12 protein-coding genes and 1 pseudogene are annotated in these 11,530 nt (G+C 67.9%); 5 read left to right on the forward strand and 8 right to left on the reverse strand.

Annotation, left to right across the window (positions count from 1 at the left end; genetic code table 11):
• Positions 1–35 precede the first annotated feature (35 nt).
• Positions 36–1,883 carry an ABCB family ABC transporter ATP-binding protein/permease gene (locus PFX90_RS15710; RefSeq protein ID WP_285713574.1) on the forward strand — a complete coding sequence of 616 codons (1,848 nt, stop codon included), beginning with the start codon at positions 36–38 and terminating at the stop codon, positions 1,881–1,883.
• Between the two features lie 5 nt (positions 1,884–1,888).
• Here PFX90_RS15710 and PFX90_RS15715 read toward each other — a convergent pair whose 3' ends face one another.
• On the reverse strand, positions 1,889–2,284 hold the full coding sequence (locus PFX90_RS15715) for a GFA family protein (protein WP_285713575.1): 396 nt from the start codon (positions 2,282–2,284) through the stop codon (positions 1,889–1,891).
• 171 nt (positions 2,285–2,455) lie between these two features.
• On the opposite strand from PFX90_RS15715, the gene PFX90_RS15720 reads away from it, so the two are divergent.
• Positions 2,456–4,408 carry a S9 family peptidase gene (locus tag PFX90_RS15720; RefSeq protein ID WP_285713576.1) on the forward strand — a complete coding sequence of 651 codons (1,953 nt, stop codon included), beginning with the start codon at positions 2,456–2,458 and terminating at the stop codon, positions 4,406–4,408.
• A gap of 370 nt (positions 4,409–4,778) precedes the next feature.
• On the opposite strand, the gene PFX90_RS15725 is transcribed toward PFX90_RS15720, so the two are convergent.
• The 6 genes from PFX90_RS15725 to PFX90_RS15750 all read right to left on the reverse strand — a co-directional run bounded on the left by PFX90_RS15725 (position 4,779) and on the right by PFX90_RS15750 (position 9,346).
• The gene (locus tag PFX90_RS15725) at positions 4,779–5,276 is read right to left on the reverse strand and encodes a hypothetical protein (RefSeq protein WP_285713577.1); all 498 of its coding nucleotides are present in this window, start codon (positions 5,274–5,276) and stop codon (positions 4,779–4,781) included.
• 146 nt (positions 5,277–5,422) lie between these two features.
• The gene (locus PFX90_RS15730) at positions 5,423–5,815 is read right to left on the reverse strand and encodes an ACT domain-containing protein (protein ID WP_285713579.1); all 393 of its coding nucleotides are present in this window, start codon (positions 5,813–5,815) and stop codon (positions 5,423–5,425) included.
• Positions 5,815–7,134, reverse strand: coding sequence for an ATP-dependent protease ATPase subunit HslU (gene hslU, locus PFX90_RS15735; RefSeq protein ID WP_285713580.1), 1,320 nt, complete (start codon positions 7,132–7,134; stop codon positions 5,815–5,817). The genes PFX90_RS15730 and hslU overlap by 1 nt, the downstream gene beginning before the upstream one ends.
• Complete coding sequence (locus tag PFX90_RS15740) at positions 7,131–8,195, reverse strand: acyltransferase family protein (protein ID WP_285713582.1); 1,065 nt, start codon at positions 8,193–8,195, stop codon at positions 7,131–7,133. Before PFX90_RS15740 ends, hslU begins: the two co-directional genes overlap by 4 nt.
• A gap of 83 nt (positions 8,196–8,278) precedes the next feature.
• Complete coding sequence (gene hslV, locus PFX90_RS15745) at positions 8,279–8,836, reverse strand: ATP-dependent protease subunit HslV (RefSeq protein WP_285713583.1); 558 nt, start codon at positions 8,834–8,836, stop codon at positions 8,279–8,281.
• A gap of 36 nt (positions 8,837–8,872) precedes the next feature.
• Entirely contained in the window at positions 8,873–9,346 is a 474-nt protein-coding gene (locus PFX90_RS15750; protein ID WP_285713584.1) for an outer membrane protein assembly factor BamE, read from the reverse strand.
• Positions 9,347–9,597: 251 nt separating this feature from the next.
• Between PFX90_RS15750 and PFX90_RS15755 the strand changes: the two genes are divergently transcribed.
• The 3 genes from PFX90_RS15755 to PFX90_RS15765 are packed head-to-tail and all read left to right on the forward strand — an operon-like array spanning position 9,598 to position 11,372.
• A complete protein-coding gene (locus PFX90_RS15755; protein WP_285713586.1) occupies positions 9,598–10,125 on the forward strand; it encodes a ubiquinol-cytochrome C chaperone family protein in 528 nt (175 codons plus the stop codon).
• Positions 10,122–10,655 (forward strand): YceD family protein, encoded by a 534-nt coding sequence (locus PFX90_RS15760; protein WP_285713587.1) that lies wholly within the window; start codon positions 10,122–10,124, stop codon positions 10,653–10,655. Before PFX90_RS15755 ends, PFX90_RS15760 begins: the two co-directional genes overlap by 4 nt.
• 36 nt (positions 10,656–10,691) lie before the next feature.
• Positions 10,692–11,372 (forward strand): DUF2490 domain-containing protein, encoded by a 681-nt coding sequence (locus tag PFX90_RS15765; protein WP_285713588.1) that lies wholly within the window; start codon positions 10,692–10,694, stop codon positions 11,370–11,372.
• Between the two features lie 24 nt (positions 11,373–11,396).
• Here the strand turns inward: PFX90_RS15765 and PFX90_RS17145 are convergent.
• Positions 11,397–11,530: pseudogene (locus PFX90_RS17145) on the reverse strand (single-stranded DNA-binding protein); the annotation flags it as partial.

Below are 11,530 nucleotides of genomic sequence, written 5' to 3' on the forward strand. Positions count from 1 at the left end.
TTGCGGGATCGCCCCGCGACGCCCACTTGGGGGCCATGCCACCCGAAACCGCCTCTGCCGCCGATCCCCATAAGAAGACTCGCGCGCGCGATGCGGAGAGCTGGCCGACGCTGAAGCGCTTCCTTCCCTATCTCTGGCCGAAGGACAATCCGGGCCTGCGCACCCGCATCGTCATCGCGATGGCGCTGGTGCTGGCCGCCAAGGCGGTCACGCTGGCGCTGCCCTTCGCCTACAAGGGCGCGGTCGATGCCATGAGCGGGACGGCGCGCGAGGGCGTGACGGTCGCGCTGGCGCTGGTGGCGGCCTATGCGCTGGGGCGCTTCACTTCGGTCGCCTTCGACAATTTCCGCAACATCGCCTTCGAGCGGGTCGGGCAGGTCGCGACGCTGCATCTGGCCGAGGATGTGTTCCAGCGCCTCCACCGCCTCTCGCTCCGGTTCCACCTCGCCCGCCGCACCGGCGAGGTCACCAAGATCATCGAGCGCGGGACCAAGAGCATCGACCAGATGCTCTATTTCCTGTTGTTCAACATCGCGCCGACCATCATCGAACTGATCGCGGTGGGGGTGATCTTCTACCTCAATTTCGGGATCGAGCTGGTCGCGGCGACGGCCCTCACTGTGGTCGCCTATGTCTGGGTGACGCGCGCGATCACCGAATGGCGCACCAAGCTGCGGCGCGAGATGAACGATCTCGACGGCAAGGCGCTGCACCGCGCGGTGGATTCGCTGCTGAATTATGAGACGGTGAAGTATTTCGGCGCCGAAGCGCGCGAGGAGGCGCGCTACAGCCACGCCGCCCGCGCCTATGCCGAGGCGGCGATCAAGTCGGAAAACTCGGTGGGCCTGCTCAACATGGCGCAGGGCGCGATCACCAATGCGCTGGTGGCGGGCGCGATGGCCTATACGGTGTGGGGCTGGAGCCGGGGCCAGCTGACCGTGGGCGATCTGGTGCTGGTCAATACCTATCTGATCCAGCTGTTCCGTCCCTTGGACGTGTTGGGGTGGGTCTATCGCACCATCCGTCAGGGCCTGATCGACATGGCCGAGATGTTCCGCCTGATCGACACCGATATCGAAGTGAAGGACAAGCCCGGCGCACCCGCGCTGATCGTCCAGCGCCCCACGGTGGTGTTCGACAACGTGACCTTCGGCTATGATCCGGGGCGCACGATCCTCAATGGCCTATCCTTCGAAGTGCCCGCCGGGAGCACCACCGCGATCGTCGGCCCCTCGGGCGCGGGCAAGAGCACCATCGGGCGGCTCTTGTTCCGCTTCTACGATCCGCTTTCGGGCCGGGTGCTGGTGGGCGGCGAGGACATCACGCAGGTCACGCAGACCTCGCTGCGCGCCGCCATCGGCATCGTTCCGCAGGATTCGGTGCTATTCAACGAGAACCTCGCCTATAATATCGCCTATGGAGCCGAAGGCGCTGACATGGCGCTGGTCGAGCAGGCCGCACGTGATGCCGCGCTCACCCCGCTGATCGACCGCCTGCCCGACCGGTTCGAGACGATGGTGGGCGAGCGGGGCCTGAAGCTGTCGGGCGGGGAGAAGCAGCGCGTCGCCATCGCCCGCACGCTGGTCAAGAACCCGCCGATCCTGCTGCTCGACGAGGCGACCAGCGCTTTGGACACGCGCACCGAACAGGAGATTCTTGGCACCCTCAGGCGCATCGCCAAGGGCCGCACCACCATTGCCATCGCGCACCGGCTCTCGACCATTGCCGACGCTGACAGCATCCTCGTCCTCGATCACGGCCGGCTGGTCGAGAGCGGCGACCACGCGGCCCTGATCGCGCACGGCGGGCTCTATGCCGAGATGTGGAACCGCCAGGCGAGCGAGCGGCGCGAGGACGATCTGACGGCCGAGGCAGCGGAGTAACCCGCTCAGCCGGGGAAGCGGTCGAACTTCGGCAGCGTGTGGAGCGTCTCCACCCACGCGGGCGCGTCGGCCATCTGGATCAAGGCGGCGGGCGGGAAGGCATCGGGATCGTCGAGCGTGCCGATCTGGATGTCGACGATGCCGGGCAGCACCTCCTCGTTGATATAGAAGAGCCCCGAGCCGCAAGCACCGCAGAAGTGGCGCTCGGTGCCGGGCGAGGAGCGGTAGATCGCGGGCTCCCCTTGGGCCAGCCGGAAGGCCCCGCTCGGCACCGCCAGCCACGCCACGCCTTGCGCACCGGCGCAGCGGCGGCAGTCCGCGCAGTGGCACACCGAGGCGCGGGTCGGCGCGTCGTCGAAGGAATAGGCGCAGGCCCCGCAATGGCAGCGACCGGTGGGCATGGGCTGGCTCCTTTCTTGTCATCGGCACCGCCAAGGTGGTCATCCGGCCCGCTTGGCTTGGCGTATCGGGGAGGCTAGGCTCGCCGCTTCTTTCAGGCAATGGCCCCTCGCCGGGCTTTCGCCACCTGCGCGGGGGCCGCGCGGGAACCGTCATCGCAAGGGGACCACCGGATGCTTCGTTCTTTGTCTTTGGGCGCGCTGCTCGCCGCCGCCGCCATGCCGCTCGCCGCGCAGGAGGCGGCCCCACCCGCCCCCTCCCCGGCCCCCGCCGTCCCCCTCCCCGCCGCGCTCACCGCCGAGGAGATGCCGCCGATCCCGCAGGCATTGGCCGCCGACGTGCGCCCCTATCTCGAAGCGCGCGGCGCGGGCTTTGCCGGGTGGGACCCCAAGACCCGCGCCGTCCTCATCACCACCCGCTTCGCCAACGTCAGCCAGCTCCACCGCGTCGCCATGCCGATGGGCGCGCGCACCCAGATCAGTTTCGAGGCCGAGACCGTGCGCGGCTCCTACGCTCCGGTGCGGGGCGACGTCATCGTCGTCTCCAAGGACCGCGGGGGCGACGAGTACTTCCAGCTCCACACCCTCAAGGACGGCCGCCTCACCCTGCTGACCGACGGCAGGAGCCGCAACGAGATCAACGCCTGGAGCAATGACGGCAGCCTGATCGGCTTCAGCTCCACCCGCCGCAACGGGATCGACGCCGACCTCTACGTCATGGACCCCCGCGACCCCGCCTCCTCCCGCATTGTGTGGGAGAGCAAGGGCGGCGGCTGGGCGATCGCGGCTTTCTCCAATGACAACGCCGCCGCCTACGTCGCCGACTACCGCTCGGTCGAGGACGTCGACATCTACCGCCTCGACCTTGCCACCGGCACCATGACCCCGATCGGCGATTCCAAGGCCAAGGTCAGCTATTCCGGCCTCGACGTCGCCCCCGACGGCACCTTGTGGGTCACCACCGACCGCGATTCCGACTTCCAGCGCCTCGGCCGGCTCGACCCCGCCACCGGCGCCTTCACTCCCGTCACCACCGAGGCCTGGGACGTCGACGGCTTCGCCATCTCGGACGACGGCAAGACCATCGTCTACGAGGTCAACGAGGCCGGCTCCGACCGGATGCGGCTGCTCGATGTGGCGACCGGCAAGGTTACCCGCGTCGACGCGCTCCCCGCGGGCCAGATCGGCGGCCTCAGGTTCGCACCCTGGGGGGAGATCGGCTTCTCCTTCTCCAGCGCCAAGAGCGCCTCGGACGTCTGGAGCCTCGACCCCAAGACCATGCAGCTCACCCGCTGGACCCAGTCCGAGACCGGCGGGCTCGACCCTTCGGTCAATGTCGAACCCCGCATCGTCAAGACGAAGAGCTTCGACGGGCTCGAAGTCTCGGGCCTCCTCTACCTCCCCGACCCCGCCAAGTTCCCGGGCAAGCGCCCGCTGATCGTCGACGTCCACGGCGGGCCGGAAGGCCAGAGCACCGCGGGCTTCATGGGCTCTGACAACTATTACCTCAACGAGCTCGGCGTCGGCATCTTCTTCCCCAACGTCCGCGGCTCGACCGGCTACGGCAAGCGCTTCGTCAGCTTGGACAACGGCCCCTTCAAGCGCGAGGACTCGGTCAGGGACATGGCCGCCCTGATCGACGCCGTGCGCGCCGACCCCGCCGTGGACCCTGCCAAGATCGGCCTCACCGGCGGCTCATACGGCGGCTACATGTGCTATGCCGCCGCCGTCCAGCTCAAGGACAAGCTCACCGCCACCACCTGCATCGTCGCGATCAGCAACTTCGTCTCCTTCCTCGAGAACACCAACCCCTACCGCCAGGACCTACGCCGGGTGGAGTATGGCGACGAACGCATCCCTGCCCAGCGCGCCAAGCTGACCGAGATCAGCCCGCTGACCCGCGTCGGCGAGATCACCAAGCCGATGTTCGTCATCACCGGCGCCAACGACCCGCGCGTGCCCAAGTCCGAGGCCGACCAGATGGTCGCCGCGATCCGCAAGAACGGCGGCGAGGCATGGCACCTGATCGCCGCCGACGAAGGCCACGGCTTCCGCAAGAAGGCCAATGCCGACTACGCCTTCCTTGCGCAGCTGGTGTTCTGGAAGCGCTACCTCCTGGGCGAGTGACCGCGTCTCCGGCCTTCGTGTTGGAGACACATGAGACACTGTCCGGAACCCAAAAACACCCCGCCCCGCTGGCGGCGGCACAAGGCGCATTACGGGCGGGTTGCTGGCTCATGCAGGCACGCTGTCAGGCGCTGGGCGAGTAGGAAAGCGGTATTTGTCCAACATGCGCGCCCGCCTGCCCCGGGGTCCTGCTTTTCGGGTTCGCGCAGATAACACGGAGGAAAGGAGGCCGCGGAGAAGGTTACGCGGCAAAGCCGCGGGGAGGTTCACACAAAGGCACAAAGCCACAAGGAAGAAGGGCTTGGCCTGCGGCCTGGCGCGCCCTCTTTGTGTCTTTGTGGCTTTGTGTGAGAAAGCCGGAGGTCAGCAATCAGAACGAAAGCGGACGCCGCTTGCCGAATTGCGACGTCGGGTGCGCGCCGCGCTGCGCCCGCTCTAGCGCTTCGGCAATTGCCGCCAGCTCGCCTTTCGGCCCGCGGATCAGCAACTCGTTGATCGCGAACTCGCCGAACACCCCGAACGGGCCGGTCGCGTGGAAGGTGAAGCTGTCGGCGACTTCCTCGCCCTGCCCCGCGCCGACCTTGGATATCTGGCTCCAGTCCGCGCGGAACGACTTCACAAAACCGTGATAGATCAGGCCCGTCGGCAGGATCGTCACCAGCCGCGTCGCAACGAGATATCGCACCGCGTGCGCCAAAACGATCAGACCCGCCAGGACGAGCGCAAAAGCGGATAGTTCCCCGACGGAGAACAGGAAGCAGCCCAAGGCCACAAGTGCCGCGCCGAACGTGAGCAGTAATGCCAGTGCCCGGCGCGAATAATGCACCACGAGGAGTGCGGACGCGCCGGGATGGTTTGCCTGGGCCATGTCTCTGTGCCGTTATCGAAATCTGCCTCTGGCGGGACTTAAGCCGCAGGAGGTTAAGTCGATATGAAAGCGGGACAATTACGCTCCGCGATCCCTGCTTGAACCCAAGCCCCCGCCAGCGGCCACGTCCCGGACCCCGAGGGCCGTCAGGCCGAGGGGCCCTCGCCAGCGGCCGCGCCCGTGCTCAGCGCTGCAAGCGCTCGCACGGCCTCCTCTGCCCGCTCAAAGGGCACGAAGAGGTGATCGTGATGGAAGCCCGCGACGACATTGCAGGCAATCCCCCGCTCGGCGAGCACGCCCGCGACCGCCGCCGTCAGCCCCACGCCGTCCAGTGCGGAGTGGACCGTCAGGGTGATGCGCGCGAAGTCCCCGGCGGGGTCGGGCAGGATCGCGGTCGTGCCCTCGTCCTCGCGGACGATCGCGAAGGCCTCATCCGGAGCAGCGCCGTCCACCAGAGCAAAGGCCCAGCGCCGCGCGTCGAGCGCCGGGGCCATCCCCGCCAGCATCCCCGCAAGGTCGCCGACCGGGCCGCCCGTCATTACAGGATATACTTCGAAAGGTCGGTGTTGCCCGCCAGCCCCGCGAGCCGCGCCTCCACGTAGGCCGCATCGATGGTGATCGTCTCGCCCACGTGATCCTCGGCCTCGAAGCTGATCTCTTCCAGCAGCCGCTCCATCACCGTCTGCAAGCGCCGTGCGCCGATGTTCTCGACCGTGGCGTTCACCTTCGCGGCGATGGCAGCGATGGCAGGGATCGCGTCCTCGGCGAAGTCGAGCGTCACCTGCTCGGTCGCCAGCAGCGCGGTGTATTGCGCGACGAGATTGGCGCGGGTTTCGGAGAGGATGCGCACGAAGTCCGCCTCGGTCAGCGCGCGCAGCTCGACGCGGATGGGGAGGCGGCCCTGCAATTCGGGCAGCATGTCCGAAGGCTTGGCGACATGGAAGGCGCCGCTCGCGATGAACAGCACGTGGTCGGTCTTCATCGGGCCATACTTGGTGGCGACCGTGGTGCCCTCGATCAGAGGCAGCAGGTCGCGCTGCACGCCCTCGCGCGACACCGATCCGCCGCGCACGTCGCTGACCGCGATCTTGTCGATCTCGTCGAGAAACACGATCCCGTTGGTCTCGGCATTCTGGAGCGCGGCGCGCGCGACATCGTCCTGGTCGAGGCGCTTGTCGGCCTCCTCGTCGACCAGCCTGTCCCAGGCATCGGGCACGCGCAGCTTCTGGCGGCGGGTGTTCTTGCGGCCCAGCGCCTTGCCCATCATGTCCGAGAGGTCGATCATCCCGATCTGCCCGCCCATGTTGCCTATGTCGAAGGGCGCGGCGGGGGTGTCCCTCACCTCGATCTCGACCTCGACATCGTTCATCGCATTCTGGACGATGCGCTGGCGGAAGCTCTCGCGGGTGGCCTCGGAGGCGTTATCGCCCACCAGCGCGTTGAGCAGCCGGTCCATCGCGGCGGTAGAGGCCGCCTCGCGCACCTTCTCGCGGCGGCGTTCCTTCTCGAGCCGGATCGCCTCCTCGACGAGGTCACGGGCGATCTGTTCGACATCGCGGCCGACATAGCCGACTTCGGTGAACTTGGTCGCCTCGACCTTGATGAAGGGGGCTTCGGCGAGCTTGGCGAGGCGGCGGCTGATCTCGGTCTTGCCGCAGCCCGTCGGCCCGATCATCAGGATGTTCTTGGGCGTGACCTCGTCGCGCAGATCCGCGCCGAGCCGCTGCCGCCGCCAGCGGTTGCGCAGCGCCACCGCAACCGCGCGCTTGGCCTCGGCCTGGCCGATGATGTGCTCGTCGAGCGCGGCGACGATCGCCTTGGGGGTGAGGGACTGGGTCGCGGGGGAAGAGGTGGTCATGGGGTCTTTCTGCGAATTGCCTCGCCGTTATGTGGCGCGGCGAACCGGCGGTTCAAGGCCAGCGTCATGGGCCGCTCGATCCAGCGGAAGAACACCCAGCCGAGCCCGCAGGTCGCGGCCGTGGCGCTCAACCAATAGTCCCAGGGCCCGGCATCGAAGAACGGCAGGCGGCCCCAGAACCACAGCCAGAACCACGCGAGGGGCACGTGGAGCAGATAGACCGCGTAGCTGGCATCGCCCGCGCGGTTGATCAGCCCCGCGCCGGGCAGGGCGAGCGGGCCGGACAGGGCGGCAAAGGCGATCAGCAGCGCCGGGAGCGCGGCCCAGGCGAGATAGTCGAAGCTCATCGTCGCCGCATCGTCCGGCGCAGGCACCAGCCACAGCGCCGCCGCCAATCCCGCCAGCGCCGCCCACCGCAGCCAGCCGGGCGCGCGCGCGCCGCTCTCGCGCCACAGCGCCAGCACCATCCCGGCACCGAAGACGAGGGTGATCGGGCGGGTTGCAGCATAGATCACCGCGTTCTCCGGCGGGACCCGCAGACCCGCCAGCGCCAGCGCGCCGAGCACCGCAAGGGTCCCCGCAACCGCCGCCTCGCGCCGCCATGCGACGAAGAGGCCGAACAGCGCGTAGAACATCATCTCGTAGAACAGCGTCCAGCCGACCCACAGGAACGGCAGCGGCCGGATCGACCCGTCCGGCGGCCAATAGGGGATGAGCAGCAGCGATTGGGCGAAGCGCCAGCCGTCGATCGGCCGGGGATAGAGCGTCAGGAACAGGAGTGCGAGCAGCCCGGTCGCGATCCAGTAGGGCGGCATGATCCGCACCACCCGCCGCGTCCAGAACACCCGGCGCGCCCACGGCCGGGCGAACAGGCCGCGCGAGGAGACCACCATCACGAAGCCCGAGATGACGAAGAACACCATCACCGCGATCTGCCCGGGCAATTCGCCGCGCGAGGCCGACCCTATCCGCAAGCCTGCGCCGAGATGATCGGCAAAGGCAAAGGCCAGATGCACCGCCGCCACCGTCAGCGCGGCGGCCGCGCGCAGCAGCTGAATCACGGCGATCTTGCCGTCCGCAGCGGTGTTCGCCTCAAGGATGGTTACGCCCCCCTGCTCGCTTCGCGCACCCGGGGCGGATAGGGCTAAACCGTCTCGACCGTCAAATTGCCGTTGGTGAAGACGCAGATCTCGGCCGCGACCGCCATCGCCTTGCGGGCAATCGTCTCGGCGTCCGCCTCGTAGTCCGCCAGCGCCCGCGCCGCGGCGAGCGCGAAGTTGCCGCCCGATCCGATCGCGGCGATATCGCCGATGGGCTCGAGCACGTCGCCATTGCCGGTCAGCACCAGCAGCGTGTCCTTGTCGGCGACGATCATCAGCGCCTCGAGATTGCGCAGATACTTGTCGGTGCGCCAGTCCTTGGCGAGCTCCACGCTCGCGCGCATCAGCTGGCCGGAATACTGCTCGAGCTTCTTCTCGAGCCGCTCGAACAAAGTGAAGGCATCCGCGGTCGCGCCGGCAAAGCCCGCGATCACGCTACCATCGCCGATGCGCCGCACTTTTCTGGCGTTGGGCTTCATCACGGTGTTGCCCATCGACACCTGCCCGTCACCGGCGATGACCGTGGTGCCATTGCGGCGGACGCCGATGATGGTGGTGCCGTGCCATTGCACGAGGCCGTGGGCGCTGGAATCGTTGCTCATGCCTGCCAATATGGAGCAGGCGAGCAGGGGTTCAAGTTACTGCCCGTTGGGCCCGCCGCCCGCACCGCCCGGCAGGCCGGTCGAACCGACCTGGCCGATATTGCCGAACAGATCCTCGAGGAAGCTGCGCTCGCGGCCCAGCACCGGGGTCTTGTCGCCTTCGGGATCGAGATAGACCACCTGATCCACCCCGCTGCGCTTCACTTCGCTCACCCGGCCATTGGCATCGAAGGTCACCGCCAGCACCGAATGGTCGCGGATGCGCGGGCGGTTGAAGGGGCGCTGGCCGGTGATGCTCGAGACGTAATACCACGTCGGCGTGCCGAACTGGCTGGTGAAGGTCGGGCGGCCCAGCGTGCCTTCGACCGACTGGCGGTTGTCGATCTTGGGCTGGATCAGCGAGGTCAGCGTCGGATCCTCGATATAGCCGCGCGATTCGCGGATCGAGGTGCAGCCCGGCAGCAGCGCCGCCGCCAGCAACACCGCCGCCGCGGTGCGGGCCTTGTTCATGCCGCCTGTTTTCATCGTCTGCGCCAAAATCTCGTCCGTTTCCGTCTCGTGCCGCGCGGGGCGGCTTTTCCCTCGCGCGAGGTGCTTTAAGGGGCTAGGCGTCGGCATGCAACGCACCATATGGGAAACCCGTGGGCGGGCGCGCTTGAATGCGGCTTGAACGCATCCGCCGCTCGTGCGTTAGCGTAAGCGATTGGGGTCGGCGTGACTTGCTCGCCACCCCTGCCACCCGTGAAAGGCTGCCAGAAAAAATGTCCTTCCTCTCCCGCCTGCTCGGCACCGCCCCGGACCCGCGCGAGGGCGTGCGCCCGCTGTGGCACCGCGTGATCGAGCTGGCGCGCGATTCGGTCTACTACACCGATTGCGGCGTGGCGGACTCCATCGCGGGGCGCTTCGACATGATCTGCGCGGTGCTCAGCGCGGTGATGGTGCGCATCGAGGCCTCGGACCTGCGTGCCGAAAGCGCGCTGCTCGCCGAGCTGTTCGTCGAGGACATGGACGGGCAATTGCGCGAATTCGGCGTCAACGACGTCGTGGTCGGCAAGCGCATCGGCAAGCTGATGAGCGTGCTCGGCGGGCGGCTCGGGACCTATCGCAGCGCGCTCAATGCGGGCGATCTGGAGAAGCTCACCGCCGCAATCGCGCGCAACGTGACCTTTGCCGAAGGCGCTGACGAGGCCGCGAGCGCGCGCGCCGTGGCCGAGCGACTGATGAAGCTTTTCGAGCGGCTTGGGCGCTTCTCGGACGCGGAAATGCTGAAAGCGAGCGCGATCTGGTGAGCGGCGCACCGCCCCTTTCCGAACTCAGCCGGATGATCAAGACCCGTCCGCTGGCCGGCGGCCCGGTGGTGATCGAGGCGAGCGCCGAGGAACGCGCCGCGCTGGCGCTACGCTTCGGCCTCGGCGCGGTCGAGGCCTTGCGGGCCGAGGTCGCGCTCGAACAGCGCCCGCGCGCGATCCGTGCGACTGGACGTTTGACTGCCACCATCCAGCAGCCCTGCGCGATCAGCGGCGAGGATTTTCCCGTTGCCATCGATGAACCCATCGACCTGCGCTTCGTCGACGAGGGCCAGCGCCCTGCCACCGAGGCGGAGGAGATCGAACTCGAAGCCGATGATTGCGACGAGATCGGATATTCGGGCGAGATGTTCGACCTCGGCGAGGCGGTGGCGCAGACCCTCGGCCTCGCCATCGACCCCTATGCCGAAGGGCCGAATGCCGATGCCGCGCGCAAGGCGGCGGGGATCGTGCAGGAGGGTGAGCAATTGGGGCCGCTCGCCGATCTGCTCGCCGGTCTGAAGAAGTCCTGAGGGCCGCACCGCCGCGCCGTTAAGCCGGAGGGGTGCATGACTATTGCCATGTCCGCCTTACGCTTCCTGCCCCTCTTCAGCCTGGTGCTGATCCCCAGCCCGCTCGACGCGGCGGAGGAGGACGGCAATGTCTGGCTGGGCCAGTTCGCGACGGTGAACGCGAGCGAGGACATTTACGTCCGGCTCGAGGCGCAGGAGCGCCTGACCAATGACGCCGAGCGGCTCGGGCAGTTGCTGCTGCGCTCGCTGGTCGGCTACCGGATCAGCAAGGGGGTCAATATCGGCGCGGGCTATGCCTATGTGCTGACCGATCCGGTCGGCCCGGCGAAGTTCAACGAACACCGCTTCTATCAGGAGCTTAACATCCGGCTGCTGGCCACCAGCGGCGGGACGACGCTCGACAGCCGCACCCGGCTCGAACAGCGCACCTTCGAGGAGCGCGAGGGCACGGCGTGGCGGTTGCGGCAATTCGTGCAGCTGAGGGTGCCGGTGAGCAAGGACAACAGGATCGTCGCCTATACCGAGCCTTTCGTCGAACTGGACGCAGGCCCGGTGCAGCGCGGGGGGCTGTCGGTGTGGCGCAATTTCGTCGGGGTCTCGTTCCCGCTGGCGAAAGGGGTCGAGGTGGTGCCGGGCTACCTCAACCAGCGCGTGTGGCGCGACGGGCCGGACCGGATCGACCACACGGCGAACCTGAACCTGTTCGTGACCTTCTGAGGCGCAGGGCCTCGAAGCCTGCCCTCAGAACGGAATATCATCGTCGAGATCGTCGTAGCCGCCGCCCGCCGGAGCCCCGCCGCCGCCGAAGCCGCCGCCGCCGCCCGACGAGCCGCCGCCGCCGCCCTGATCCCAGCCGCCGCCACCGCCGCCGCCGT

The organism is Erythrobacter oryzae, assembly GCF_030271515.1.
Classification (GTDB): domain Bacteria; phylum Pseudomonadota; class Alphaproteobacteria; order Sphingomonadales; family Sphingomonadaceae; genus Erythrobacter; species Erythrobacter oryzae.

Excerpts from the sequence above, each read along its gene's own strand:
- PFX90_RS15765 (WP_285713588.1), top strand. The coding sequence starts at position 10,692 with ATGACTATTGCCATGTCCGCCTTACGCTTCCTGCCCCTCTTCAGCCTG.
- PFX90_RS15750 (WP_285713584.1), bottom strand. The coding sequence starts at position 9,346 with ATGAACAAGGCCCGCACCGCGGCGGCGGTGTTGCTGGCGGCGGCGCTG.
- PFX90_RS15710 (WP_285713574.1), top strand. The coding sequence starts at position 36 with ATGCCACCCGAAACCGCCTCTGCCGCCGATCCCCATAAGAAGACTCGC.
- hslU (WP_285713580.1), bottom strand. The coding sequence starts at position 7,134 with ATGACCACCTCTTCCCCCGCGACCCAGTCCCTCACCCCCAAGGCGATC.
- PFX90_RS15755 (WP_285713586.1), top strand. The coding sequence starts at position 9,598 with ATGTCCTTCCTCTCCCGCCTGCTCGGCACCGCCCCGGACCCGCGCGAG.
- PFX90_RS15720 (WP_285713576.1), top strand. The coding sequence starts at position 2,456 with ATGCTTCGTTCTTTGTCTTTGGGCGCGCTGCTCGCCGCCGCCGCCATG.
- PFX90_RS15730 (WP_285713579.1), bottom strand. The coding sequence starts at position 5,815 with ATGACGGGCGGCCCGGTCGGCGACCTTGCGGGGATGCTGGCGGGGATG.
- PFX90_RS15725 (WP_285713577.1), bottom strand. The coding sequence starts at position 5,276 with ATGGCCCAGGCAAACCATCCCGGCGCGTCCGCACTCCTCGTGGTGCAT.
- PFX90_RS15715 (WP_285713575.1), bottom strand. The coding sequence starts at position 2,284 with ATGCCCACCGGTCGCTGCCATTGCGGGGCCTGCGCCTATTCCTTCGAC.
- hslV (WP_285713583.1), bottom strand. The coding sequence starts at position 8,836 with ATGAGCAACGATTCCAGCGCCCACGGCCTCGTGCAATGGCACGGCACC.